The organism is Colwellia sp. KU-HH00111, assembly GCF_040362745.1.
Lineage (GTDB): Bacteria > Pseudomonadota > Gammaproteobacteria > Enterobacterales > Alteromonadaceae > Colwellia.
Genome location: NZ_BAABWO010000005.1, coordinates 61,611 through 87,206 on the forward strand (window position 1 = coordinate 61,611; position 25,596 = coordinate 87,206).

Annotated in this window: 24 protein-coding genes; 1 reads left to right on the forward strand and 23 read right to left on the reverse strand. The window is 40.0% G+C overall.

Annotated elements, in window-relative coordinates; genetic code table 11:
- Positions 1 to 145 precede the first annotated feature (145 nt).
- The 18 genes from ABXG98_RS10535 to ABXG98_RS10620 all read right to left on the reverse strand — a co-directional run bounded on the left by ABXG98_RS10535 (position 146) and on the right by ABXG98_RS10620 (position 21,384).
- Positions 146 to 1,189, reverse strand: coding sequence for a rod shape-determining protein (locus ABXG98_RS10535; protein ID WP_353538644.1), 1,044 nt, complete (start codon positions 1,187 to 1,189; stop codon positions 146 to 148).
- A 152-nt stretch (positions 1,190 to 1,341) separates the two neighbouring features.
- Positions 1,342 to 6,867 (reverse strand): LamG-like jellyroll fold domain-containing protein, encoded by a 5,526-nt coding sequence (locus tag ABXG98_RS10540; RefSeq protein ID WP_353538645.1) that lies wholly within the window; start codon positions 6,865 to 6,867, stop codon positions 1,342 to 1,344.
- Positions 6,868 to 7,335 (reverse strand): hypothetical protein, encoded by a 468-nt coding sequence (locus tag ABXG98_RS10545; protein ID WP_353538646.1) that lies wholly within the window; start codon positions 7,333 to 7,335, stop codon positions 6,868 to 6,870. It lies immediately after the preceding gene.
- 145 nt (positions 7,336 to 7,480) lie between these two features.
- The gene (locus ABXG98_RS10550) at positions 7,481 to 8,371 is read right to left on the reverse strand and encodes a PulJ/GspJ family protein (protein WP_353538647.1); all 891 of its coding nucleotides are present in this window, start codon (positions 8,369 to 8,371) and stop codon (positions 7,481 to 7,483) included.
- The gene (locus tag ABXG98_RS10555) at positions 8,371 to 8,958 is read right to left on the reverse strand and encodes a prepilin-type N-terminal cleavage/methylation domain-containing protein (protein ID WP_353538648.1); all 588 of its coding nucleotides are present in this window, start codon (positions 8,956 to 8,958) and stop codon (positions 8,371 to 8,373) included. Before ABXG98_RS10555 ends, ABXG98_RS10550 begins: the two co-directional genes overlap by 1 nt.
- Positions 8,948 to 9,487, reverse strand: a complete 540-nt coding sequence (locus ABXG98_RS10560; protein ID WP_353538649.1) for a prepilin-type N-terminal cleavage/methylation domain-containing protein — start codon at positions 9,485 to 9,487, stop codon at positions 8,948 to 8,950. The genes ABXG98_RS10555 and ABXG98_RS10560 overlap by 11 nt, the downstream gene beginning before the upstream one ends.
- A gap of 101 nt (positions 9,488 to 9,588) precedes the next feature.
- Positions 9,589 to 10,128 (reverse strand): type II secretion system protein, encoded by a 540-nt coding sequence (locus ABXG98_RS10565; protein ID WP_353538650.1) that lies wholly within the window; start codon positions 10,126 to 10,128, stop codon positions 9,589 to 9,591.
- A 69-nt stretch (positions 10,129 to 10,197) separates the two neighbouring features.
- Positions 10,198 to 10,809, reverse strand: coding sequence for a type II secretion system protein (locus ABXG98_RS10570; protein ID WP_353538651.1), 612 nt, complete (start codon positions 10,807 to 10,809; stop codon positions 10,198 to 10,200).
- A gap of 111 nt (positions 10,810 to 10,920) precedes the next feature.
- On the reverse strand, positions 10,921 to 11,436 hold the full coding sequence (locus ABXG98_RS10575) for a hypothetical protein (RefSeq protein ID WP_353538652.1): 516 nt from the start codon (positions 11,434 to 11,436) through the stop codon (positions 10,921 to 10,923).
- A 341-nt stretch (positions 11,437 to 11,777) separates the two neighbouring features.
- Positions 11,778 to 13,013, reverse strand: a complete 1,236-nt coding sequence (locus tag ABXG98_RS10580; RefSeq protein WP_353538653.1) for a type II secretion system F family protein — start codon at positions 13,011 to 13,013, stop codon at positions 11,778 to 11,780.
- Positions 13,014 to 13,056: 43 nt separating this feature from the next.
- The gene (locus ABXG98_RS10585) at positions 13,057 to 14,769 is read right to left on the reverse strand and encodes a GspE/PulE family protein (protein ID WP_353538654.1); all 1,713 of its coding nucleotides are present in this window, start codon (positions 14,767 to 14,769) and stop codon (positions 13,057 to 13,059) included.
- A gap of 106 nt (positions 14,770 to 14,875) precedes the next feature.
- Positions 14,876 to 16,066, reverse strand: a complete 1,191-nt coding sequence (locus tag ABXG98_RS10590; protein ID WP_353538655.1) for a tetratricopeptide repeat protein — start codon at positions 16,064 to 16,066, stop codon at positions 14,876 to 14,878.
- A complete protein-coding gene (locus ABXG98_RS10595) occupies positions 16,063 to 16,998 on the reverse strand; it encodes an ExeA family protein (RefSeq protein WP_353538656.1) in 936 nt (311 codons plus the stop codon). The genes ABXG98_RS10590 and ABXG98_RS10595 overlap by 4 nt, the downstream gene beginning before the upstream one ends.
- A 15-nt stretch (positions 16,999 to 17,013) precedes the next feature.
- Positions 17,014 to 18,684 carry a pilus (MSHA type) biogenesis protein MshL gene (mshL, locus tag ABXG98_RS10600; RefSeq protein ID WP_353538657.1) on the reverse strand — a complete coding sequence of 557 codons (1,671 nt, stop codon included), beginning with the start codon at positions 18,682 to 18,684 and terminating at the stop codon, positions 17,014 to 17,016.
- Between the two features lie 57 nt (positions 18,685 to 18,741).
- Entirely contained in the window at positions 18,742 to 19,083 is a 342-nt protein-coding gene (locus ABXG98_RS10605; protein ID WP_353538658.1) for a hypothetical protein, read from the reverse strand.
- Positions 19,076 to 19,804 (reverse strand): hypothetical protein, encoded by a 729-nt coding sequence (locus ABXG98_RS10610; protein WP_353538659.1) that lies wholly within the window; start codon positions 19,802 to 19,804, stop codon positions 19,076 to 19,078. The genes ABXG98_RS10605 and ABXG98_RS10610 overlap by 8 nt, the downstream gene beginning before the upstream one ends.
- Positions 19,797 to 20,432 (reverse strand): PilN domain-containing protein, encoded by a 636-nt coding sequence (locus ABXG98_RS10615; RefSeq protein ID WP_353538660.1) that lies wholly within the window; start codon positions 20,430 to 20,432, stop codon positions 19,797 to 19,799. The genes ABXG98_RS10610 and ABXG98_RS10615 overlap by 8 nt, the downstream gene beginning before the upstream one ends.
- A complete protein-coding gene (locus tag ABXG98_RS10620) occupies positions 20,422 to 21,384 on the reverse strand; it encodes a hypothetical protein (RefSeq protein WP_353538661.1) in 963 nt (320 codons plus the stop codon). The genes ABXG98_RS10615 and ABXG98_RS10620 overlap by 11 nt, the downstream gene beginning before the upstream one ends.
- A 162-nt stretch (positions 21,385 to 21,546) precedes the next feature.
- On the opposite strand from ABXG98_RS10620, the gene ABXG98_RS10625 reads away from it, so the two are divergent.
- Positions 21,547 to 22,512 carry a 1-aminocyclopropane-1-carboxylate deaminase/D-cysteine desulfhydrase gene (locus ABXG98_RS10625; RefSeq protein WP_353538662.1) on the forward strand — a complete coding sequence of 322 codons (966 nt, stop codon included), beginning with the start codon at positions 21,547 to 21,549 and terminating at the stop codon, positions 22,510 to 22,512.
- Between the two features lie 63 nt (positions 22,513 to 22,575).
- On the opposite strand, the gene rplI is transcribed toward ABXG98_RS10625, so the two are convergent.
- From rplI to ABXG98_RS10650, 5 genes are all read right to left on the reverse strand, one after another.
- Positions 22,576 to 23,028, reverse strand: coding sequence for a 50S ribosomal protein L9 (gene rplI / locus ABXG98_RS10630; RefSeq protein WP_353538663.1), 453 nt, complete (start codon positions 23,026 to 23,028; stop codon positions 22,576 to 22,578).
- Between the two features lie 18 nt (positions 23,029 to 23,046).
- Complete coding sequence (rpsR, locus tag ABXG98_RS10635; protein WP_011041278.1) at positions 23,047 to 23,274, reverse strand: 30S ribosomal protein S18; 228 nt, start codon at positions 23,272 to 23,274, stop codon at positions 23,047 to 23,049.
- A gap of 51 nt (positions 23,275 to 23,325) precedes the next feature.
- A complete protein-coding gene (gene priB / locus ABXG98_RS10640) occupies positions 23,326 to 23,637 on the reverse strand; it encodes a primosomal replication protein N (RefSeq protein ID WP_353538880.1) in 312 nt (103 codons plus the stop codon).
- A gap of 9 nt (positions 23,638 to 23,646) precedes the next feature.
- Positions 23,647 to 24,078: a 30S ribosomal protein S6 gene (rpsF, locus tag ABXG98_RS10645; protein WP_353538664.1), complete on the reverse strand. Its 432-nt coding sequence runs from the start codon at positions 24,076 to 24,078 to the stop codon at positions 23,647 to 23,649.
- A gap of 191 nt (positions 24,079 to 24,269) precedes the next feature.
- Positions 24,270 to 25,553, reverse strand: coding sequence for a DUF945 family protein (locus ABXG98_RS10650; protein WP_353538665.1), 1,284 nt, complete (start codon positions 25,551 to 25,553; stop codon positions 24,270 to 24,272).
- Positions 25,554 to 25,596: the final 43 nt, after the last annotated feature.

A 25,596-nucleotide genomic window follows, 5' to 3' on the forward strand; every position in this document is an offset into this window, starting at 1 on the left:
ATATTCATCTATTCTCTTTTAACAAATTGATAGAATCTTCGAAGGAATTTAACTTTAGTACAAGGAAAAAGCACGGAGTTGACGTTAGTCAATGAGTACTTTTGACGCCGTAATCAAGCTAAATAACAAAGAAGATGCAGCAATTTTATTCGTAAGAGAATAAGTCGCCCCCATGCATATCAATCATTTCAAGGGCTTTACCACCGCCTCTAGCAACACAAGTCAGTGGATCATCAGCAACTACAACTGGAATACCGGTTTTTTCCATTAACAAACGATCTAAATCTCTCAGCAATGCGCCACCGCCAGTTAGTACCATACCACGTTCAGAAATGTCTGATGCAAGCTCTGGTGGAGATTGTTCTAACGCCACCATAATGGCACTAACAATGCCTGTTAATGGCTCTTGCAAGGCTTCTAATATTTCATTGCTGTTTAAGGTAAAGCTACGTGGTACACCCTCGGCTAGGTTACGACCCCGAACCTCAATTTCAATGAGCTCATCACCTGGATAGGCTGAGCCAATTTCATGCTTGATGCGCTCAGCCGTTGCTTCACCAATTAAGCTACCAAAGTTGCGACGAACATAATTGATGATCGCATCATCAAACTTATCACCACCAGTGCGCACTGACGATGAATACACCACACCATTTAAAGAAATAATACCTACTTCGGTGGTACCACCACCAATATCAACAACCATAGAGCCTGTTGCTTCAGATACAGGCATACCTGCACCAATAGCCGCCGCCATAGGCTCGTCAATTAAATACACTTCGCGTGCACCTGCGCCCATCGCTGATTCACGAATAGCACGGCGTTCTACTTGAGTTGAACCACAAGGTACACACACCAAAACACGCGGACTAGGGCGTAAAAAATTATTGCTATGCACTTGTTTAATAAAATGTTGTAGCATTTTTTCAGCGACAAAAAAGTTAGCAATAACCCCGTCTTTCATCGGACGAATGGCTTCAATATTACCCGGGGTACGACCCAACATTTGTTTCGCCGCTGTACCAACAGCAGCCACACTTTTTGAGCCACCCGAACGGTCTTGACGAATAGCTACCACAGAAGGTTCGTTTAATACGATACCTTGATCTTTAACGTAAATAAGGGTGTTGGCTGTGCCTAAATCGATAGATAAATCGTTAGAAAACATACCGCGTAATTTTTTAAACATAAGCTCGAAATGTCCTGTGAAAATGCGAGTTAATTAGTAGCTTGTATATAGTGCCTATCATTGATCGAACAATCATACCTGAGTATTGAAACCAATTCTATTGTGGTGGTTATTTTTCATGGTTTATTCAAGCATTTATTTTGGTTTATAAACTAATTATTGACTTCTCGTTGATAAATAATTCGATCATTACCGCGAAATTGACCAAAGGTTGCGGTAGCGGTTGGGTTATCGGTATAAACTTTGGGGCTAACACCATCCCAAAACCAGTCATATTTCAGCCAAGCGTCAATATCATATTCAAGATCGATAGAACCTTGATTTCCTGCTCCTGGTGCCGTTAAGAACATGACGTTAGTTTTACCCTTGTCAAATTGTCCTGAATTTGGGTCAACACCTGTAAAGCTTTTATTTAAAGTGCCTGAGGTCAAAGTCATCTTAGTGCTATCAAAACTGGTACAATCATCTTGATCATTGGTGACAAAATGACCACTAGTATTTAAATATTGGGTCGTAAATGGCTGTGGTAAATCAGCAGTTTCAGGACCAAAACTATTAGCAAGGTAGGCGCGACCAAAGCGCAGATTAATCCCTGCTGTATTAGTTATATCAACAGGCGTGGTAATCCCTACACCATCACTATCAATGAAGTTTGTTTGGTCTATTAAAAAATTGATATCGTTGTCTTGGGCAATAATTTCTGAATTAGCATTACGCGGGTAGTAAAAATTATCTGCTGTGGATAGCTCATAATGCAACACTCCGGGATCAAGGGCCATGCCATAGCTTGGTAAACCATTAACTAGACCATTAAGGCTGACCGTGCCAGTATTGATATTGCTGGTCAAGGGTAACAAATTACCATCATTACCGGTTATAAGCGAATCGGTAGTTGGCTTAACGATAAAATTCGCCGCAGCAACTAGCTTCATAAAACCTGGTTGGGTGTAATTTTGTGTCGGAACACCTTGTGCATTTTTAGCGGTAAGCTCAACCACAGGGCTTACTAAATATGATATGGCGCCTTTGCTATTATTACCTACTACTGTTTGCCCGGTATAAACAAACGGGGTATTTTGATTACAAACCGCATCAAGGCTACCCGGTGCAACTACGCTTTGTTCAAAATAAGCCGGCGTAAAGCGACCAATGTTAATGGCATCGCCAACAATTGTATTACCAGCAAAACCGTAATTTACATCTTGTAGGTCTAGATTGAGTAAACCTACTTCTGAATACATGGCGCTATTAGTAGAAAAAACACCTGAGTTGAAAGGCGTTAATGACACACTTTGATATACGGGAGTAAGGCTGCTAGCAACAACACCATTTCCATAGTTAAAGTTACCATTAATACCACCAGTAGGTGCAGTTCTGGTTAACAATAACTGAATATCATTAGGTAAATAATTAAGGGTTGCATTGTTTTGAGCATTAACTGCGGTCACGGTGAAGTCAAATGCTTGCCCAGCTTTATGTATAGTTGCTGATGTATTGCTATTACCATTAATGACACTACCCAATGCTGATTTTGCGCTTACCAGTAACTTAGCAGGGCTTACCCAAAAATCATTACTCTTACCCTCTAAATTAACCACACCATCATCATATTTAACGCGTAAACGAATTTCACCAGCATCTAAATAGACTGGCGCAGGAATGACTGCTTTGCTATCACTACCAAAATTAAGGGTGATATTGGGCGTATACAATGGATACTTACCAATGGCCGTACCTGTAGCGGCGCCATTAATTTTAAAATTAAGACCCGTGCTGCTGCCAGGGTTAATATTCTGTTGAGATAACTCAACGTCTTTATTGCCAGTAAATAAACCGGTACAAACACCGTTAACATCTTCAACGGCTTGCAGTTTTACTGTTTCATTAAAGTTATTGCCGCTGACTTGATGGTCTATGGTGCTACTTTCTGTAGCACCGTATAAAAACCTAAAAGCAGCACTAGCAAACAAAACGTCGCAGCTGGCGGTAGAGCTATCATCTTTACATTGATAGCTTTGATCTAAACTGAGCGCTGCAATACCAACATTGGTGTAAGCAAACTGGGTAGTAACTGTTCCACCTGTGACTGTAACTGATTTATTGGGTGTACCATTAACTGCTAGTTGTACTATGCGAGTATCAGTATTTAAAGTCGTACAAGCGGCATCTTCACAGGCTTTGATGGTAATCGTTTCTTCTTCACAAGTAAGCCCTTGACCATCATGAGTAATTTCAAAATGATCTAAATAACTGATACAGGGGTGGGTTTTTAGATAAATATCATTAACGTCAGTGGCACTCAGTGCATTGGAATAAAGGCTGACTTCATCAATCAAACCGTGAAAATAACGCCCAGCATAACCTTGGTCTTGCCCTATTTGTAAAGGGTCATTATTTAACGGTAAATTACCTGTAAAAGCTCTGCTGCCTTTTTCAACACCATTTACATAAATTGACTGCTTACCACTTTTATAGGTAATCGCCACATGATACCAATTTCCTGCACTAATACCGGCGCCAACCGTACTAAAAGAGTTGGTACCCCACCACCAGAAAATTTCACCTGAGGAGTTGAGATGAAATTCATAATTTTCATCTTTAGATAGTATAGTTTTAAGACCTGATGAAGGAATGCTTTCGGGCTTAATCCATGTGGCTACTGACAACTCTGTTAATAAATCTAACTCTGGCGCATCACCAATTTCCACATAATCATCAATACCGTCAAACTCACCATAACGGCAAGTACCTGGGTTACCTGATAGTGCCGGCGAACTATTCGCTGTAGTTACCCCACCTTTGGCTTGGCCATTAAAGTTTCCTGTTTGGTCAATTACTTCACCGGCAGCTCCCGTCCATGCAATTTCATCAAAATGCATATCTAATACTATTTGTGCTTCACAGTTTCTAACGGTGCCATCATAGTTAAAACCGTCAGTTTGGAATTTAAAAATAGCATCAACTTCACTGGCAGGTATGGCTCTATCAAACACTAATAGTTCGTCAATAATCCCTTCTACCGCTTGTGAGCTAGCAAAACCGCCCCCAAGGTTATCTTGCTCTTGTCCTAAAATTAAGCTGGTAATACTCAGCGCCTCTGCTGATAGTGCCGCGCTTCCTGTTTGTAATACACCATCGCGATAAAATTTATTGAGTGTGCCAGCACGGGTCCAAACCAAATGATGCCATTCATCATCACCAATGGTTAATGTGGTGATGCTTTTTGTTGATTCGTGCAAAAATGGGCTAAATCGAGTGCTATTAGTAAACCACATAATTAGCTCATTAAAGCTACTGGCATTCGAGCCTGAAAGTAAACTTTGGTTAGTAGTTTTAGGTGATTTTAGCCACAAGGAGATAGTAAAATTACTACGGGTATCTAGTACGCTACTATCTAAGGTAATGTAGTCACCAATACCTGATGCTGTCATATCTGCCGCATTACATACTTTTCCTACTACGGGAGAAACATTGGTAGCTGTAGCATGAAAGTCATTACCGCTACTATCTAGCACAGAATTAGGTAATGACCAATCATCTTCATCAAATCTAATATCGGCTATTGGCGGTGTAATAGGGGGCGGTGGCGGACACACTCTATCGCTACCGTCATAATTAAAACCATTTTTTTGAAAGCCGAAGATCTCATTCACTTCAGTGCCGGAAATCACTCTATCATAAATAAGTAGTTCATCTACTAAGCCTTCTACAGCTTGCGAACTATCAAAACCGCCACCTAGGTTATCTTGCTCTTGTCCTAAAATTAAACTGCTAATATCTAGTGTTTGTGATGATAAGGCCGCGCTGCCAGGTTGCAAAACCCCATCACGATAAAAAAGGTTAGTGCTTCCAGAGCGTGTCCACACCAAGTGATGCCACTCATCATCACCGATAGTCCCAGTGGTAATACTTTTGGTCCCTTCATGTAGAAAAGGGCTAAAACGGGTATTACTGGTAAACCACATAATCAGCTCATTAAAGCTACTAGGGTTTGAGCCTGAAATAATACTTTGATTGCCTGTTTTTGGGGTTTTATACCACAAGGAGATTGAAAATTTATTGCGACCATCTAATGCGCGTTTATCCAAGGTGATATAATCATTTACCCCAGCAACTGTCAAATCTGCAGCGTTACATACTTTGCCGAGTGCGGGAGCAACATTAGTAGAATTAGCATGAAAATCATTGCCACTACTGTCAAGAACAGAATCAGCTCCAGACCAATCGTTTTCATCGAAATGTAAATCGAGTATTGGTGGGGTGATGGGAGGCGGTGGAGGACAGGTTCTTGAACTGCCATCATAACCAAAACCGTTAGACTGATTGTCGTAAATTACGTCTATTTCAGCACTTGAAATAGCGCCATCAAAGATCAATACCTCGTCAATCAATCCCTCAAATGCTTGCGAGCTATCAAATCCGCCACCAACATTGTCCTGTTCTTGCCCTAGCACAAGGCTTTGCACACTTAATGCCTGAGCCGATTGAGTAACACAACCTTTCAATGCATTATCTTGATATAAACAACTTTGCGAGCCTTGCCGTGTCCAGACGAGATGGTGCCATAAGTTATCGGCAATAGTCGCTGTACTCATATCGCCATTAGCGCTGTTTTTAAGATAAGGTCTAAAGGTGTCATGATCAATAAACCACATCAACATTTCATTATTATTGCTGCCTGCACCGGATAAAATACTTTGATTCGCGGTTTTTCCGCTTTGTACCCACAACGACACAGTAAAATCGGTTTTTCCGTCAACTAAACTGCTATCGATAATAGCATAATCTGAAGTACCACTGGCACTGAGATCAAGGGCATTACACACCACTCCGCCTTCAATTGGCTGACTAAACCGGGCTTGACCATTAAAACCACCAACGCTATCAATAATTTCATTTGGGGTGTCTGAATATTCAGTTTCATCAAAACGATATTCTGCAATAATGTTTGAACAGCTCACGGCAGCACGACTACTGCCATCATAATTTTTCTCAATAAATTGATAGCTATAAATATCTGCCACTTCAGCTGGCGTAAGGGCATTATCAAACACAATAAATTCATCTAACGGTGCCCGAAAGCCTTGGGGGTTGCTGCTGCTAACGCCATCGTAAGAAGTGCCGATATATTTTAGCGTGCCGGAGGGTGCTCTATTGACTGTATCTTGTAGTGTACCGTCAATGTATAATTGCGTCTGTCCGGCGTTGTACACTAACGTCATGTGGTGCCAATCATTATTTAGCCCCGCAAAGGAGTAAGTGCCATTAATCGCGCCAGTACTAGCATTGTACACCCCCCATCGCCAGCCATTACCACGATCTAAATAAAGTAGATCTCCTCCTGCTTGCATCGCACCTAAAACAAAATAGGGACTGTCGCTAGTACTGGTTGGTTTTTTAAACCAAGTACTGACACTAAACTGATTAGATAATGGAATAGCTGTTTCAATATGATGAAATTCACTGGAAATATTTGCTGCTAGGGCAATCTTACCTGGTGTGAAGGTGCTCATTGAGCCGTAACTGGTTGCCGAATATGTGCCTGTTTGATCCAGCACTTCAGCGCTGGCACCTGTGTATTTACAGTCATCAAAGCGGTAATTAGCCACAACCTGAGCCTGGACGTTAACATGCACAAAAAACAAGAGTATATGGACGATAATAAGACGAAGCATCATTTATAAATCCCTCGCTTCAACTTGAATTTTTCTACTACTGACCACAACCGCTTTACTATCGTCAGCTAATGCGGAACTTTCGCATTTTCCTGTGCTGGTTAAACGATAAAATTTTTCACCTGTGGTTGGGTGAGTTGCATAGTGCGTACAGCTAGTGGTTGCTTTACAATGATATAAGCCGTCAACATTACTGCCTGTTGAAGAAAAATCATAAGGAGGTGGAGATGCATTACACTGAGATGTGCCATTATTTAATGGGAATAGTTTTTGCAATTCCGCCTGCATTGCCGAGTTTGCAGCCATATAAGCACGGGTGCCTATGACCTCTTGTGCGATTGCTTCGCTGCTACTTGACAACGCTTTCATTAAAGCTCCGCCAAGTAAAATAAGAATAACCATCACAAAAAGTGACATCATTAATGCACTACCGGTTTGCCTTGGCTTGATATTTTGGTTACTTTGCTTCATTTGAGAGGAATATTCCAACATCATAGATAAGAACACGCTTAAAGATAAAGGTAACGCTATGTCACCCTTTATGCAATAAAAGTGGGCAAAAAGACCATTATTGCTAACGTTATCGGCAAGATATTATTAAATTTAGCTCTAATAACTAAGGGATGTTTTCAATATGAACATCGTTATCAAAAGCAATGACTTCTCCATCGCGATCAAAGTTGAGCAAAATATGAACCACAGCATTCCTTCGTAAAGACGGCGATGAATAACTAAAGGGAGCATTATTTATATCCGCAGGAAGATTTTCTGCCATAAGCACATACCCCCCTGAAGGGTCTAGCGACTGCGTAGCGTTAAAATCATACTGATTATAACGTCTTAACTCTGAATCATTGACACAGTAAGATACCGGTTTATCAAAAACATAAAGCCGATTGGTTGGTGAATGCTCTGTAAATATCATGCCGCCGCTCGGCGCTATCGGTAAGGTCCAAATATCACCGGTTAAACCAGCAAAGGGCTGCAGCGCAGTAACTTTGCCATTGCCTGTGCTGATATCAAAGTTGTAAATATCGGCAGGAATCTGTGGGTAAACTACGACAAAATCTGTGCAAGGGGTGGTGCAATGAAAGGGAGCGCCTTGGGCATTAATAAAGGCAATGACCTCTATACTCGTTTTTTTGGGATCTGGTGTCACAGGAATAGCGGTATAGAAGGTACTTGCTTTAATCGGGGTAAACTCAATGCAGTGCCGTATTGTGTCGTTTGTGACACGAATACTGTTAGGCACAGCATTTCTCAGCTCTCTATTTAACCGCTCAACGGCAAAACGTGCACTAGATAACAACTTATCACGCTCACTGACATTTAGGTAAGTTTGCGTGCTCAAAGTAATAAACCCTGCGATACCCAACGACATCACGCCTAAAATAACAATCACAATAATTAACTCTAGTAAGGTAAATCCTCTCGTTTTTTTAGTGATTGCCCCTTGGATTTGACCTTGACTTGTGGTCGTTCTCCGCTTTAATTGGAAATTAAGCATTAGAAATTTGCCTTATGGCTGGCAAATTTAATCTCGGTATCTAAAGGCGTGGTAATAGTAACAGTAATTTTTTTAGCTGCCCGAGCAGCCAAACCTAAAGATGCTCCATCATAGATTACCTCAACTTTAATGGTAAAATTAGCGTAACTTGGGTGTAAACCTTGGCCATCAGCATTAAATTTCAGCTCATAATTATTAAAATCATCAACATCATCAAATAAATCTCGAGTGATTTCACCAGCCTCTGTGCCAAAATCTACGGCATCAGTACAGTCTAAAGCTCCTACACTGGTGTCATCACAACGAATTCTTCCCCCTGCCATATCAGAGTTTTCATCAAAGGCTCGGGCGCTTATATCATTTAAAAAACTTTGCCCTAACTCTGCTGCTTTGACTTGTAAAATTTGATCGGCACTTTTTTGCTCGGTTGGTGCAATCAGCGTTGAAACAATAGATAAGGATATTGACAGCACGACCATACCAACAATAATTTCTATTAAGGTAAAACCACCTTGCCTAGCTGCTAGCTGATGCGGTGCTTGACGCTTTGCACGTAGGGAGCAAAATAAAAAAAAGCTAAATGGCATGAATATACCCTTCTGACTCTATTCTTATTTTCAAGGTTTCCACACTGCTATGGACATTAATCGTACAGCCGCCAAGACAGTTATTCGCTAATGATAGTGAAGCATTCGCAATGGGTCGCCCCATGCTATCAAACGTTACTGCACTAGGGTTAGCTTTACCATCGATATCAAAACTCACTTGATACTTTTTATCCACTTCAAAGCCAGTTGCATCTGGCTGCCATCCCGCAAACGATATTACAGAACAATCTAATCGATTAGGGACGCCATAGCGGGCAACATTGAGAGCTTTGTCAAAAATAACTTGATGGCAGTAGGGTTGGTCAGCGGCTACTGCATCTGGATCAGTTTGTTGCATGGCACGCTGTTGGGTTAACCGTAACGCTGAAATCAGCTGCGCTCTGTGACTATGCGCCTCATAACTAGCGCTACCATCAAATGTTGGTAATACGTTAACCGCCAGTATACCTATCAAAATAATGATGGTGACTAATTCAACGAGGGTAAAACCGTGCTGACTTTTTTTCATAACAAATAATTCATAACAAAAAGTTCATAACACACTATTCATCTATTTCAGGCAAAAAAGGAGAGCTAAGCTCTCCTTTTATCTTTACTAAACACAATAATTTACAAACATGGAACTGCTTGAATATTTGGCACGCCACCAGAGGCAGCTTGAGTATAAAAGGCAAAGCAGTTTGAAGCTGTGGTTGCCGCATAGGGTGAAGCAGGAATAGCCGAGGGTGCACTTTTTCCTGTTGGGTATACAACAAAGCTGCCACCAACAACGGCTGAGGTGAACTCATTTGTGTTCAATTCAAGCAAGTCATTCCAATTTCCTGGGTTAGATGCAGCTGCTGCGCTATAATCAGCTAACGGGTAACCATAATTTATTTGTGTTTGTTTAGAGTTAACTGTGACAAACGCTGTAGCTGCACTAGCTGCACTTTCTCTACCTGCAATCAATGCCTTACTATGCATCAAGGTAGAAGCAGATTGCATTGACGCTTTCACCGCCTGTAAGGTAGCCGTTCGAGCATCGTCTTGTAAGTCAATAAATTTAGGCGCAGCGGTTACCGCTAATATACCTAAGATAACAATGACCACAACTAATTCAATCAAGGTAAAGCCTTGTTGTGATTTTTTCTGAGAATTAATGTACTGCATAATATTTCCTCTGCTTTTTTTCGTAATTATTTGTTTGGTAATTGATGGAATTTTATTTATTTTGTTATTTTAGTTAGTTACGTAAACAATAACCTCGCTATTTGCTGGCTGATAGGTAAAACTATTACCTATTGTGGTGCTATTGGCAGGATTGTCAAATTTTGTTGTATCTGTGGTATTACGGGCTAATGAAGCTCTTAAGTAGAAATGGCAAATATTATTGGTATCTTTTGAGGCAAAATAATCAACGTCGCTATTCACATTTAAATCAGTAGTTGAGATACTCGGTGGCTGCTGAAAAACCGCATTCCACACTTCTACACAGTTTACATTTGCCACTAACGAGGTCGGTGTTGTACCAAGGATATATCCGGGCCTAACACTGTTAGTAATGTCTTCAACCGTTAAATAAACAACCGTACCGTCATAAGTGGTAAAATTTTGCTTCGGTGTGCCACCATCATTTGGTCGTGCTTCAGCTTCCCATTGCGCTCTGACCAATGAAACACCGGTAGCAAAACCACCAGCCATACCTTCAATATTGGCTTGTTTAGCTTGATCGGTTAAATCTAGGAATTTAGGGATTGCCGTTACCGCTAAAAATCCTAGTATAACAACCACTATGACTAATTCAATCAAGGTAAAACCCGAAGATTTCTTTAATTTATTTCTATTATTCATACCTACCTCAATATATCTCATATTTATTTAATTGTAACAGTGATTTATTTATTAAGTCACATATTTAACAGCAATTAATTACAGTTTAGAACAAAATAACAAATAAAACGCTTAATTTAATTTAATCACCTGACTTACTTTGCCTTTAACGCGATCATATTGAAAATAACTGCCATCTGGTAACACATATCTGCATAAATGATTACCCTTTCTAACTTGAGTATTTGTTGACTCACCAGTAGGTAGATTAACCGCTATTGCACTTACCGAAAACTTCATAGCGCTCATTGGAACTTCCATGACTAATTGCCAAATTTTATCACAAGGAAAATCCCCATTGTTTACATCAATCCAACCAGCGTGATTGACTGGTATTGCTTGTGCTTTATTTTGGTCAAATGACGACAAATAAACAATGTTGGGCTGGTTATCCATCATCCACAGTGCGTGAACTGCACCAACCTTTGTATTAAAAGTTTGCGCTACGTTAGCAAATCCTGCTTGCATAAACTTGGCTTCATTTTCAATATAATATCTGATAAAAAACGCCATCATCAAGCCAACAAGCGTAATAATAACGAGAAATTCGGCTAACGATTTTTCTTTTTTGTCTGTTATTGCCGTCATAATTCTATTACTTGTCATTTAACTTGGTTAGATTTCAGTCAAAAATATACAAACACGGGCAATAAATTACCCCCTACATAGATCTCAAAACCGTATTACTAACAATTGTTATCCCTTGCTTAGGCTGGACTCAAGCCAAAACTTACAAACACGGGCAATAAATTACCCCCTACATAGATCTCAAAACCCTATTACTAACAATTGTTATCCCTTGCTTAGGCTGGACTCAAGCCAAAACTTACAAACACGGGCAATAAATTATCCCCTACATAGATCTCAAAATTCTATTACAAACAATTGATGATATCGTATGTAGGTCAGAATTAAGTCGAATAAAATACTTATTTGCCCTGCATAGCAGATGCCATATTCCACATCGGAGTAAATATACCTAATGCCAACACCAATACCATAGCGGCAACAACCACTAATAACAGCGGTTCTATTCTGGCGGTTAACGTACTGAGATCATAATCAACTTCACGTTCATAATAATCGCCCACTTCTTTCAGCAATTCGTCTACTTGCCCTGTCTCTTCACCCACGGCAATCATTTGAATGACCAAAGGGGTAAATAACTTACTTGCTATTGCTGCACGTAGTAGGCTTTCACCACTTTCAATTGCCACACGCATAGTGATGATTTTTTGCTCCATATAGCGATTATCGACAGCATCGGCGACAAGTGTTAACCCTGTAGTCATTGGAATGCCCGACTTTAAGATAATACCAAAACTATGTGAAAACCTAGCTAAAATAGAGCGCTCAATAATACTGCCGATAATAGGCAGTTTTATTTTACGTTTATCCCATTGATGCCGCCCTTTTTCGGTTTTTAATGATTTACGTATTAACGCATAAGCGATAACACCAAAGGCAATCATATGCGGCCAGTAATGAAGAAAAAAGGTCGAGCTAGCAATTAAAAATTTAGTGGCCAAAGGTAATTCGGCCCCTAATTTGGCAAACATACTAGCAAAGGTAGGAATAACAAAAATATTCAATATCACTAACGCGCCAAACAAAGCAAACAACACCATAGTTGGATAACGTAATGCGGTTTTAATACGTTTTCTTGTGGCTTGTTCACGTTCGAGGTAAGTGGTTAGCTTGAGGAAAGACTCCTCAAGTTGACCGGTATTTTCACCAACATGGATTAAAGAAACAAACAACGAACTAAATATGTCAGGATGTTGGTTTAATGCTGAAGATAAAGTATAGCCGCCTTCGAGTTGACTACCGATACTCGCGAGTGCTTTTTTCAGCTTGGGCGAATTGCTTGACTCAGACATGCCACTAATAGCGCGCAAAATAGGTACTCCAGAGCGCATCAATGCATACATTTGCCGAGAGAAAATAATCAATTCATCTAACGATACTTTATCAAAGCCAAACAGTTCTGTGACATCTTTACTTGAAAGGCTGTCATTATTCTTAGCCGTGCCAACCGAAATAGACGTAGGCGTAATGTTTTTATTCAGTAATAGCTCTGCAGCTGCAGAAGTATTGCCTGCTTCTATGGTGCCTTTCACTTGACTACCACTACTATTACGACCGATATATTTAAATGATGCCATATTGTTCTCTGTGTCTATTTCTTCAACACTAGTAAGTCATTGCCTAGGTTACATCAACAGTTTCAACTAAACGTAACACTTCTTCTACGGTTGTGATGCCTTGCATAGCATAATCAAACGCAGCCACAGCCAAGGGGGTAAACGTTGGATTGGCTTTAGAGAGTTCAGTAAACGCTTCAGTATCATCGCGTTTAAGCGCCCCCATCATGGGTTCATTCATTTCTAGTAATTCAAACACACCAATACGACCTTTATAGCCAGTATATTGACAACTCTGACACCCCTTGCCTTGTGTGAATTTAGCAGTTTGTGCTTGTTCGCCGGCTAAATTGGTCAGCCATAATAACTCTTGAGCATCAGGGTGGTAATCTTGTTGACAATTTTCACAAACTTTACGCACCAATCGTTGTGCAATGATCGCCCGTAATGAACTCCCTACCAAAAAGCCTGCGGCGCCCATATCTAATAACCGTAACGCACTGGTAATGGCATCATTGGTATGCAAGGTTGATAAAACTAAATGCCCCGTTAACGCGCCTCGCAAACCAATTTCTACAGTTTCATGATCACGCATCTCACCAACCATCATAATATCTGGATCTTGTCGAAGTGCGGTTCTTAGTACCGATGAAAAAGTGAGATCTATTTTTGCGTTTACCTGCACTTGATTGATGCGTGGTAAACGATATTCAACCGGGTCTTCAACAGTAATAATTTTCTTGCTCGACTGATTTAACTCGCTTAATGCCGCGTATAAAGTTGTGGTTTTACCACTACCGGTTGGCCCCGTCACTAAAACCATGCCATGGGGCCGGGTAATTTGATGACGAACCCGTTTCACTAGATCGTCGGGCATACCGGTTTGATCTAATGACAGCACACCAGACGTTTGATCAAGTAAACGCATAACCACAGACTCGCCATATTGAATCGGCATGGTTGACATACGAACATCAACACTGTGTCCTGATATTTGCATATGGAAGCGGCCATCTTGTGGAATACGCTTCTCTGAAATATCTAGGCCAGCCATCAGCTTTAAACGTAATACCATGGCTGAGGCTATTTTGCTTTCTTTTAGTATACTTTCTTGTAACACCCCATCGATACGCTGACGAATACGAAGTTGGCTTTCATCTGGCTCAATATGTATATCTGAAGCGCGCATTTGCACTGCATCTTCAAAAACTGATTGCAACAATTTGCCTACGGTGGCGTCGCCGGTTTCATCAACAAAAGAGGTGGTTAAATCAAAGCTTGATGATTGTTCATATTCTTCTTCTAACTGGCTTGCAAATGATTCAATATCGGCCGTTCGTCGATACATTCCGTCAAATGCTTCAAACATTTGCGAGTCCATGACTACCGCAAGCTCTATTTTTTTCGGGGAGAGTAGTTGCTCTAGCTGATCGAGCGCATTTAAATCCGCTGGATCACTCATACCAATAAGGACAGAATCACCTTTATCTTCAATAATTAATGCCCGTAACCTTCTGGCATGCACTTCGGATAATAGGCTAGCACTTTCGGTCGCGATGCGAAGTTGGCTAATATCTAAAAATGGCACGTCGAGTTGTTGTGCTAAAAACTCTAACAATTGTCGCTCTGATAAATAGTTTAACTCAATCAAGGTATCCCCGAGCTTCCGTCCGGTGGTTTTTTGACTATTCAACGCCTGCATTAATTGTTCGTTACTAATAATATGCTCATGTACTAGCAAGTCGCCAAGGCGCATTTTTAATTTAGGGGCGGCCATAATTTTTACTCTCCAAGTTGTAATATGAAATCAGGCAAGCCTAATTGTAGTAACAATTGATGCTCTAAAATGGAACACCTTTTCAATTTAGCAGCATTCATGGTATTTACTCTCCTAGCTCTTGTAGGCGTTGCTGTGCAAACTTAGCTGATGATGCCGATATATCGGTTTTAGTTAACGCCTGCGCATAGGCGTTTTTTGCCAAATCAAACTGACTATTTTTGTCATAAACTATGGCCAAACCCAAGTGCCAACGTCCACTAAATGGTTGCATGTTAATCAACACCTTATAAGCGCTAATGGCACTAGAGTATTGTTCAATTTTTTGGGCAATATTCGCTAACATCACTTGGTATTGTTCGTGTTCAAGGGCAGCAAGTGGCATTAAGGTGGTATAAGCGGCTTGATGTTGCCCTTGCGTGAGATGAATTCGTGCTTTTAACAAACGCAATTCGCCATCCTGCCTATCTAATGCGATCCCTTGTGCTAACAAATTCAACGCTTGTTGATACGATTTTCGCCCAAACCATAAGGCTGCAAGATTTTTACGAGCTTGCTTATGCTCAGGCTCGACAATAAGCACATCTTCAAATAACTGTTCAGCTTTAGTTATATCTTTAGTATTAACGGCTTTTTCAGCTTTTGCTAACTTTTGTGCCACTAATTCTTTTGCGGTTAACTGCCTTCTAGAAACCGTCATTTTCGCAGGAACAATTGCTGAAGGTTCAACCATATCAGACTCAGCTATTTTAGCCTTAGGTTGAATCGCTATTTTACTATTATTAGCAAGTACGGGGACTCTAACTTTTTCGTTGGGCTGTGTTGTTAATTCCTTTGCTACTGCTTGAGTTTTTATCGGTTTTAATACGTTGGCAACATTTTCCTGCGCAGGTTCTGACTGGCTTTCATTAGTGGTTTCACTATTAGTTTCCCTATTGGGCTTGGATTTGGCAAACTCAGTTATTGCTTTATTAGGTGCTGCAACAGTTGTTGATTGGCGCTGCTGATCAGGTGTAACCACTGTTGGTAATTGCTGCTGTTGTGTTGGTACGTGTATGTTATTTTGTTCTTGGGTGTTTGCTACCCTTTGCGCTTGCTGACTCTGGTTAATATCGGCCCGCGCTTGTAGATCCCAAATATAGAAACCAAGGGCATTGATGCATAGCAATACCAGTGCCGTTATTGCTACAATGGTTAAGGTTGAGTTCTTTTTCGCTGTCACTGTGGCAATCGGCGTATGCCCTGACTCAGGTGCACGCTCATCCAAATCTTTAAGCATTTGATTTATAACGCTCATAATGCTCCCCCTGACTGATAAAAAGCATAAACAAAATATGCCAATATTATTAAAAGCACAATCATGGCACTTAATGACAAAACACCAACTGTGTTTATCTTAGTGATGTTGCTATCACTACCAGCAACACTCTCAGTATCTTTTATTGCCGCCTTAAGCTGCTTTTTTGTCATTTGATAATGCCCTTGCCCATAGCTTAACATCAGCATTTTATGGCATAAAACGTTGACAATCCTAGGGATACCTTTACTAACTTTAGTGATTTTATTACAAATATTAGTTGAAAAAAGTACCGCGCCTTTATACCCAGCAACGTGTAATCTATGCTGTATATATTGCTGCACTTCTTCGCTATTCATCGCTCTTAACTGATACGAAAAAGTAATACGTTGGCGCAATTGCCTAAATTGGGTTTGGGCTAACCGTTGATCAAGTTCAGGCTGAGCGAACAACACGACTTGCAATAACTTGCGTGTTTCTGTTTCTAAATTAGTAAACAACCTCAAGGCTTCTAGACTTTCAGCCGGCAGCGCTTGTGCCTCATCGAGTATAAGTACCACGGAGTGACCTTTACTATGCAATTCCAACAAACGATTTTGAATGCGCTGTGTTAATAACTGTGCTGACATGCGCTGGGCTTGTTTGACTCCTAGTTCCAGTGCAACCGCACGTCTTAGTTCATCAGGGTTCAAATAAGGGTTGGGAATATAAGCGGTTATAAAATGTTCAGGTATTTCGTTAAGCAGTTTTCGGCATAACAAGGTTTTACCTGTTCCAACTTCACCGACAACTTTAATAAAGCCCTCGCCAGTTTTTAATGCCGTCATTAATACGGCAAGCGCCTCATTATGAGGCTCAAGCGCTAAAAAAAAATGCGTATTGGGTGTCAGGGTAAAGGGTAACTCTGTTAAACCAAAATGGTACAAGTACATAAGGGCTTATCTGCTTTATTCATTATTTTCTTGTTGTTCTTCCGGGAACCATTTTTTTAATAGCGCTCTTGCATCCTGCAGTTGAGTTTTCCATGTGTCCTGTCCAATAACGACGGGTTTCAGTAAAATAACTAATTCTCGTTTTTGTGTTGACTCACTAACACTTTTAAATAAACCACCCACTAACGGAATATCCCCTAATAAAGGGGTTTTTGATTCTTCGTCAACTTTGTAAGTTTCAATTAAACCGCCGATAACCACTATTTCACCTGATTTTGCCCGAATAATGGTGTCTGATTCACGCACTCGACTTTGTGCTAACGGTAAAAGGAGTGTTTCCTCGCCAAGTTGTATGGTTTTATTTTGTTCTGCGGTCAGTGTAACTGAAGGGTGAACATGTAAAATAACCTCCCCTTCTTTATCGATCTGAGGGGTTACGTCTAATGCAATACCTGAGAAAAACGGCGTCAGCTCTACTTCTGGTGTAGTGGTAGTTGAAGTCCCCGTAGTGGTAGTGCTAGAAACGTCAGTAACAAAGTATTCATCTTCACCTACTTTTATCACCGCTTTTTGATTATTAGTGGCGGTAATTCTTGGGCTTGATAGCACTTGCACGTTGCCTTGCGTTTGCAGTAAATTGATGACACCACTAAAATCAGGACCTGAAAAACTTAAAGCGGTTGCGCCACCAATATTGCTTGAAATTGCATTGCCTTGAATATTTCCACTGGTACTGAAGGTTAAATCAGTTTTGCCCAAGCTACCCAGCACTTCATTCCAACGCACACCCTGTTGGTAATCATCATTTAAAGTGACTTCCATTATTTTTGCTTCAATAATCACTTGGCGGTGTAAATGTGACTCAGTATCGCTGATAAACTGTTTAACCGCAGTGATCTCTTCAGGCAACCCACGAACGGTTACTAACCCTGCTTGCGGTGAAACAATCACCGAGCGACCATCTTCTGTTCCTACAAATGCCGTCAGGGTTTCTTTTAACTCAGTCCAAAAATCAGTTTCGTTTTCAGTGTAGATATTAATACCATTGCTTTGACCATTTTGGCTATTTTGGTTATTGCTACTACCACTACTTCTGTTGTTATTATTGCCACCATTATTATTGTTGCCACTATTAGGATCATTTTCTGAAACGCCTCCTGAATTAATACTGGTACTGGAGGTGCCAAACCGTTTTAAAAACAAATAGTTTAATGCCAGTGTTTCAGTACGGATACCTGCTGGATAAACTTGAATGACATTGCCGTTAATACGTATATCAAAGCCATAAATATCTTGAATTACATCAATAGCCTCAGTTAATGTCACATTAGTTAAATTCAAAGTAATAGTGCCACTCACCTCAGGATGAATCGCAATACTATAATCAGATCCCTCGACAATCGCTGTGAAAAAATCTTTCGCATCAACTGATGTAGCCGCTATTTCAAGTCGCTTCTCTGACAACAACCCCTGTTTAGCTTGCGTCATATTCTGCAACATTAGCTCTTGTTGAACTGAATTGGGAACAACAGTTAAAGGTTTAGGGCTATTTAACGTTTTAGTTTCACTGATAGCTTGCTCTAGGCCTTCATTCATATCCACAGGATGATCAGGAACACTTTGACAGCCAGCAAAAGTTAGCAGTAAGCTAGAAAAGGCTATTTTCAATTTTGATTGTTTCATCATTAAATTTATCTTCATCATTCTTGGACTCAAGGGTTAAGTACTATTACTCATTCGCCTTTACTGTTCTTTAGGTGTACTCGCTTTAACAATATCATCCTTAAAAATAGTTAATGTAAGCCGCTGCTTGTCACTGCGTAAAACAATCTGCTGGTCATTAACCTCAGCAAGTTGATATTCACCAATATAGTCAAACATTTTCATTACCTTACCACTAACAATAACAGTATATTCATCATTAACAGAAATAATAGACTCTAACACCAATTTTTTGCCATCAGGCGTTGCCATTGAAGTGGCGCTATAATTAAAAGGGCGTGTTGGATCATCCTGAGCTAAAGCGCCCTGATTTACTGTCAATGACAGTAAAAACACTATAATTCCACCCGTATATTTAAACACCGACAAACTCCTTCTTAGTGCCCAAACTATACATTTGTATTTCTAGCTCACTGTTGGGGTATTGTATTAATTTAAAATTAAAGTCTTGCCAGAAAAACTTCCATGACAGCTTCTCAAGACGAGATAAGTAATTACGCAATTCAAAATAACTACCTGAAAGCTTAATTTTAAAGCCATGGCGGTATAAATTAACCCCTACAGCTGTTTGATCTGCTAAATTTGTTTGACTGGCATTTAGCAACGTTGATTTTTCAGCCGTGGCATGATCTTGTTCATCTGTTAACAAGTCATTACTTAGCAAAGGCTGAGCACCAAGTAATTCAAAAGAGAGTAATGACACTCCTTGCTCAAGTTTTAATAAATCCAGTAAGGCATAACGCATTTGCACAGGACTAATTAACTCACTCGTTAAAGTCAGCAAGCTTTCATCTATTTTTGCAAGTTTAGCTTCATACTGCGCAATTTTGTTTCTAATATCGTCATTTGGATCTTGTTGTAACGCTGCCTGCATGTCTTTTACGGATGCTATAACAGATTTATTACTTACCTTCAGTCGTGAAATAGCTTGAGAAGACTGTGTGTTCTGGTTCATTTGTGGACCAATAAACAGGTAAAAACTAATGAAAATAACCGCAACCAGGCCCGTGAGCAAAATAAGGTATTGCTCACGCATAGTCAGTACTAAGAATTTATCACTGTATGCTTGCCACTGTTTAATCATGTGTAGCTGCCTCTTTGATTTTAGAGCTAACCATAAACTCAGTGATATTGTCTTTGTTTTCAGACAACTTAAAGTGGGAGAAGGACTTTCCTGATAACAACACTGAATGTTCAAAGCCAGCAAGCCAAGCAGGCACGGCCTCAGGCGTTAATGCTAACCCCGCAAAGGTCATGTTTTCATTATTAATATTTATAGTTTGCAAGCGTATATCTTGATGATGCATCTGTGCAAGTTCATCCATAGCCTTAGCGAAACCTGTAACATAGGTAATATTAGGGTTGGTTAGTTTTGTATGTAATGCTTGTTTAACCCCCATTAATAGCTTAATAGTCGCTAATCTATCAGTCAATTGACTATCTACTTTACGGGCGACCAATTGAGCAGAAAATGTTTCTAGCTGAGCGCTATAGGTATTGTTTTCTTGCTGCAAAGCCGTTAATTCAGCATGAAGTGATTGCTGATTATAATGGGTAGCTGCAACCCAACCAACCATAATTAACAGTGCAAAACCCCAAAGTGCAACCACTCTAGGTAACGTTAATAATACCTTGTCAGGGAGCAGCTCTGGCTGCAATAAATTAATATTATACTTATTAACGACACTGCCTTTATTTGTACTAGATGACATTATTAACCTCCTGATCTTGCTCGGTTACTTTTGTGTCATATAGTGTTGCGCCTATTGCTGCAGCATATTCACGGTTTGCTTGATAGCCTTCAGGTAACGCTAACAAGGTAACTGGCACTAGCGAGCTTTCGGCAAGTTTACGAGCAAAAAAGCCTTCATGGCTAATCGGCAATAGTATTTTGATCTCTCTGATAGGGGCTTGTTTTAATTGGCGTTCAAAGAAGTCGGAAGAACGCTGAATCTCTAACGCCAAATTATCTATTACCGTCATAGATAATTCATCTTCAGTTTTATTGGCAATTTGGCTAAATCCGCGTAAACGTCGATGAAAAAACAACCGACCTTGTTTGACAATCAACAATACTATTTCTTCATTAGGCTGTTGGCAAACAAGCAAACACGCATCTTTTTGGTTGGGAATAAGATTAGCAAAAGCAAACTCAGCAATAGTGATACTACAAACCTCTGCCTCACTTTCATTAACGGCAGCAACAAGGCTTTTAAGTTCATTCATCGGGGCACAAACCACATTGATTTTTTCTTGACCACCAGCCAAAACCGGGCCATCAAAATAATCTAACACCATATTTTCAGGTGCGATAGTCACCAGATCTTTTATTTGCCATTTCAGCGCACTGTTAATTTCATCTGCTGGCACTTTAGGTTTATCAACTTGCACTATTTGTGACTGTTGAGCATTGAGAACAACATGGCACTTGCCAGTAAATGGTATTTCTGCTTGCAAGTCAGCAATAGCCGCTGAAAAATCTATTTGGTTTACTTTTACGCTTTTAAATTCAATTGCTTGCTCTGAATCCTCAGCAGACGATGAGCTTGCCCCTAACGCAGGAAGAGAGCATAAGAAAACGGATGCTTGCTGCAACGAAATACCAACCAAGCGTTCCGATGGTTTTTTTGAAAAGATATTGCTTACCTGAGTTAATAAAGACATGGTTCAGTGCTATATTATAGTTACTTTATTTTTAATAATTAAATACTAAACAAGTATTTAAAAGCGGTACTTCTAACATTATCCTTTATTGCCATACACCTGCAAGTATTTTTACTTGTTTTTCCCTTTCACTTTTCTAGCTTGAGAACATACTGCCCGATAATGACCCCTCTATCTGAGTTACAACAACTAGTACATCCATTGTTTCATCAACATAATATAAACGTTTACCTAAAGCGTGATGATTTAATTCATCCTATTATTTCAGGCAATAAGTGGCGAAAGCTTAAGTATAATTTAACTCATGTAAAACAGCATAATCATTTACGGGGTGTACTGAGCTTTGGCGGTAGTTATTCTAATCATATTCATGCGCTTGCTTTTGCCTGCCACCAGCAAAATCTTCCATGTGTGGGAGTGATTCGTGGAGAAGCAAGCTATGCTAATAATTATACTTTAACTTGGGCTCGACATTGGGGGATGAAACTACATTTTGTCGATAGAAAAACCTATCGACGTCGCCATGATGATGATTTCCTTCAACAATTAAAGCATCAATACCCAAATTATTTTATTGTTCCTGAAGGGGGCAGTAATACACTAGCGATAAATGGAGTAAGCGAAGTGATCGCTGAATTAACGGAGCAACTTGAGTTTGATACCTTATTAACACCGGTTGGCAGCGGCGGCACCATAGCCGGACTGATTGCTGGCGACTACACGCTAAACACTTTACAACATAAGCTACTTGGCATTGTGGTATTAAAAGGCGCTCAATACCTAAAAGCTGAGATAGAGCAATTATTACCAAGTGATGTTGACCATAAGCACTGGCAATTACTTCACCAGTATCATCGCGGAGGTTATGCTAAATTCAGCGCTCTTGATATCGCCCGCATTGTCAAATTTAACCACATTACCGGAGTTAATTTTGAGCCGGTGTATTCAGGAAAAATGGTGCTCGCTTTACTGGATTTACTCGATCAGGGCTATTTTTCTGCAGGTGAGCGTATCGTTTTATTGCACACAGGTGGCTTACAAGGATTAGGAGGACTGATTGAACGTGGTATATTAACCGCAACACAATGGTCTGTGCCATGCTTAGAAGGGCAAAAAAAAACACCGTAACCTAAATAAGAGTACGGTGTTTTATTATCTTTAAATGTTAAACTAACTGTTTAACACTAGTAATTACGCTTCAGCGATTACAGTTACTTTAATGCTAGTATCTACATCGTGGTGTAAGTGAAGAGCGATATCGAACTCGCCAGTTTCACGGATTGCACCTAATGGTAAACGTATTTCAGCTTTTGTTACTTCAACGCCAGCTTCGGTGATCGCATCAGCGATATCACGTGTACCAATTGAACCGAATAATTTACCTTCTTCACCAGCTTTTGATGCGATGGTAATTTCAGCCAATTCAACAATTTTAGCTGCACGAGCTTGCGCTGTTGCTAAAACTTGAGCTAAGTTAGCTTCAATTTCAGCACGACGTGCTTCAAAGTGCTCAACGTTTGCTGAAGATGCAAAAACTGCTTTACCTTGTGGTAATAAGTAGTTACGTGCATAACCTGATTTAACAGTTACCTTGTCACCAAGGCCGCCTAATTTGGCGATTTTGTCTAGAAGAATTACTTCCATAATAAACCCCTTATTAGCTTACTTGTGTAAGTCAGTGTATGGTAACAATGACAAGTAACGAGCGCGTTTGATCGCACGAGTTAGTTGGCGTTGGTATTTAGCAGCAGTACCTGTGATACGGCTAGGAACAATTTTACCACTTTCAGTGATATAGTTTTTTAAAGTAGCAATATCTTTATAATCGATAGATGTTGCGCCTTCCGCTGTGAAGCGACAAAACTTACGACGTCTAAAAAAACGAGACATAATATTCTCCGAATTGGGTTTTACGCATTACACTGGGTAATAAATAAAACACTAATTAATCATTTCAATTTGTTGGGCGTGTAATACTAATAACGGATTACCGTTTCTAGATTCATGTCGGTTAATAAAACCAGACACTTTAATTTCACTTCCAACAACTAATTCACGAGTTAAGTGTGATATTTCACCTGTAGCTACAACTTGTATTCTGACAAATGCTTGTCGATTCATACCTGCTTCATTTTGTATAGACTTATGGTCTATTGAAAACTGGCTATGAACAATACCCGCTGGACTTGTTGATTGCTTTGGCGGTTTTACCACCGAGCCGACCAACACCAGGCAATTCTCTTTCGAGAGCATCACAGATGACTATTCTTCGCTAGCAGCTTCTTCTGACTTTTCTTCTGTAGAAACTTCAGTAGCTTCAACTTGCTCAGCAGCAACATCTTTCTTAACTTCACGGCGATCGTCACGACGGTCATCTTTAGCAGCAGCCATTGGCGATGCTTCAGTTACCGCGTCTTTAGTACGCATGATCATATTACGAATAATAACATCGTTATAACGGAAAGAAGTTTCAAGTTCATCAATAACAGACTGTGGCGCTTCAATGTTCATAAGAACATAGTGTGCTTTGTGTAATTTATTGATTGGGTATGCTAATTGACGACGGCCCCAGTCTTCTAGACGGTGGATTTTGCCTTCAGCAGCATTGATCAAGTCTGTGTAGCGCTGGATCATACCAGTCACTTGTTCACTCTGATCAGGGTGAACCATAAATACGATTTCGTAATGACGCATTACGAGCTCCTTATGGGTTGTAGCCTCATTTTCTGGCTCAGCCGACACCAGTTGAAGCAAGGAACAAAAAAGTTCAGGCTGAATTAAGGACGCGTATTGTAGGGAAAATAAGCGGAGAAAGCAAGCAACAAAAGTTTGATTTTTTGATTGCTTGCCGTAACGGTGTTTCGCGAAGGTAAATGGCGGCTGCTTTAAAGTGCCAGCACATTTCCGTTAAGGTTTAATTGTCCTTGGGCAAAGTTAAGCTTAACACTTAAATCTTGCGCGTTTTGTACAATAAACCCTTGCTCAACGTACATGTCAATCATAGGCGCTAATCCTAATTTGCTAAAGAATGGCTTAGGCGCTCTACCATCAGCACTGGCTTGTACTGCAGGCATAATTGACATCATGTTAGCAGCATCGAAACGTTTTTTATCAATGCTCACTTGCATTTTAGATTCAATTTTTCCTTCAGGGGTTTGTACACTTAAGTCTTGTATTTTTAATATCGGATCATCGACTAATAATTTTTCAATTAATACCGCTATTTTTGTTTGGTTTTCTGGTGCAAATATGGCCTCGCTTTCAGGGGGAAGCGTTGCCATTAATGTGTTAATTTCTTGTAATACATTAATATTAAAACGATCGAGCACAATTGCGACATTTGCATTTTCAAGCTGTTGACCTGCAGACAGCATTTTATCGACATGATAAGTAACTTCAGCTTTCATTAACTTATTGGTAACTGCAGATACCGCATTAATAAATACGTTTTCAAGTGTGATCACTGCATTGCCGGCTGAATCTTCCATATTCAATGATGCGATAGTAAAATCAAAATCGCCCGTTGAAATGGCATTACCTTGATAATAATCACCGGCAATTAGCGTTTGATCCAGTGAAAACTCAACGCCGGAAAGTGAAAAGCTTTTATCTTGGGTTGTGGTCGATAACCCAGCCCAATTGAAACGTCCCACCACGCGTTTACTATCTTCTATGGTAAAGTTGGCAATGGCTTTAGCCGAAACAAGCTTATTACCATCAATAGTTTTTGAAATTTCATCTATTTCAATGGCGGTGACGATATCTTTTGTAAATGTTATTAAGCTACTCAAATGAAGTTTATCATTAATAAAGGTCGCAATTTCTTGATCAACGTCTAAGGATTTAAAGTTTATATTCGCTTGTGAATAACTTAGCGCAAATTTAATTCCTTGTTCGGTCAAAATAACGGGGCCAAATAACAAGTTTTCTTCAACGGTAAAGGTAATATCATCAACATCTGGAGAGCCAATATTAATAGTCATCTCGGTCACTGATTTTCCTTCAAACCAATGATGGGTATATTGAGTTGAATTTACGATGATATTAGGGTTTGCATTGAGTTTATCAAAAGCTGAGCTATATTCTGTTTTAACAATGCTGCCAATAAATTTTGGCGCAATCAAACCTGCCGCAACAATAATAATAACTGTAAAGAGTATTCTTTTCATGATCTCGTCCTTGAACTAATTCCATTTTTTATGGGGGGGTTAA

Excerpts from the sequence above, each read along its gene's own strand:
- rplI (WP_353538663.1), bottom strand. The coding sequence starts at position 23,028 with ATGGAAGTAATTCTTCTAGACAAAATCGCCAAATTAGGCGGCCTTGGT.
- priB (WP_353538880.1), bottom strand. The coding sequence starts at position 23,637 with ATGCTCTCGAAAGAGAATTGCCTGGTGTTGGTCGGCTCGGTGGTAAAA.
- ABXG98_RS10615 (WP_353538660.1), bottom strand. The coding sequence starts at position 20,432 with ATGTCATCTAGTACAAATAAAGGCAGTGTCGTTAATAAGTATAATATT.
- ABXG98_RS10590 (WP_353538655.1), bottom strand. The coding sequence starts at position 16,066 with ATGAGCGTTATAAATCAAATGCTTAAAGATTTGGATGAGCGTGCACCT.
- rpsR (WP_011041278.1), bottom strand. The coding sequence starts at position 23,274 with ATGTCTCGTTTTTTTAGACGTCGTAAGTTTTGTCGCTTCACAGCGGAA.
- ABXG98_RS10570 (WP_353538651.1), bottom strand. The coding sequence starts at position 10,809 with ATGAATAATAGAAATAAATTAAAGAAATCTTCGGGTTTTACCTTGATT.
- ABXG98_RS10545 (WP_353538646.1), bottom strand. The coding sequence starts at position 7,335 with ATGAAGCAAAGTAACCAAAATATCAAGCCAAGGCAAACCGGTAGTGCA.
- ABXG98_RS10560 (WP_353538649.1), bottom strand. The coding sequence starts at position 9,487 with ATGAAAAAAAGTCAGCACGGTTTTACCCTCGTTGAATTAGTCACCATC.
- ABXG98_RS10585 (WP_353538654.1), bottom strand. The coding sequence starts at position 14,769 with ATGGCCGCCCCTAAATTAAAAATGCGCCTTGGCGACTTGCTAGTACAT.
- mshL (WP_353538657.1), bottom strand. The coding sequence starts at position 18,684 with ATGATGAAACAATCAAAATTGAAAATAGCCTTTTCTAGCTTACTGCTA.
- ABXG98_RS10620 (WP_353538661.1), bottom strand. The coding sequence starts at position 21,384 with ATGTCTTTATTAACTCAGGTAAGCAATATCTTTTCAAAAAAACCATCG.
- ABXG98_RS10555 (WP_353538648.1), bottom strand. The coding sequence starts at position 8,958 with ATGCCATTTAGCTTTTTTTTATTTTGCTCCCTACGTGCAAAGCGTCAA.
- ABXG98_RS10610 (WP_353538659.1), bottom strand. The coding sequence starts at position 19,804 with ATGATTAAACAGTGGCAAGCATACAGTGATAAATTCTTAGTACTGACT.
- ABXG98_RS10650 (WP_353538665.1), bottom strand. The coding sequence starts at position 25,553 with ATGAAAAGAATACTCTTTACAGTTATTATTATTGTTGCGGCAGGTTTG.
- ABXG98_RS10595 (WP_353538656.1), bottom strand. The coding sequence starts at position 16,998 with ATGTACTTGTACCATTTTGGTTTAACAGAGTTACCCTTTACCCTGACA.
- ABXG98_RS10625 (WP_353538662.1), top strand. The coding sequence starts at position 21,547 with ATGACCCCTCTATCTGAGTTACAACAACTAGTACATCCATTGTTTCAT.
- ABXG98_RS10575 (WP_353538652.1), bottom strand. The coding sequence starts at position 11,436 with ATGACGGCAATAACAGACAAAAAAGAAAAATCGTTAGCCGAATTTCTC.
- ABXG98_RS10535 (WP_353538644.1), bottom strand. The coding sequence starts at position 1,189 with ATGTTTAAAAAATTACGCGGTATGTTTTCTAACGATTTATCTATCGAT.
- ABXG98_RS10550 (WP_353538647.1), bottom strand. The coding sequence starts at position 8,371 with ATGCTTAATTTCCAATTAAAGCGGAGAACGACCACAAGTCAAGGTCAA.
- rpsF (WP_353538664.1), bottom strand. The coding sequence starts at position 24,078 with ATGCGTCATTACGAAATCGTATTTATGGTTCACCCTGATCAGAGTGAA.
- ABXG98_RS10565 (WP_353538650.1), bottom strand. The coding sequence starts at position 10,128 with ATGCAGTACATTAATTCTCAGAAAAAATCACAACAAGGCTTTACCTTG.
- ABXG98_RS10540 (WP_353538645.1), bottom strand. The coding sequence starts at position 6,867 with ATGATGCTTCGTCTTATTATCGTCCATATACTCTTGTTTTTTGTGCAT.
- ABXG98_RS10580 (WP_353538653.1), bottom strand. The coding sequence starts at position 13,013 with ATGGCATCATTTAAATATATCGGTCGTAATAGTAGTGGTAGTCAAGTG.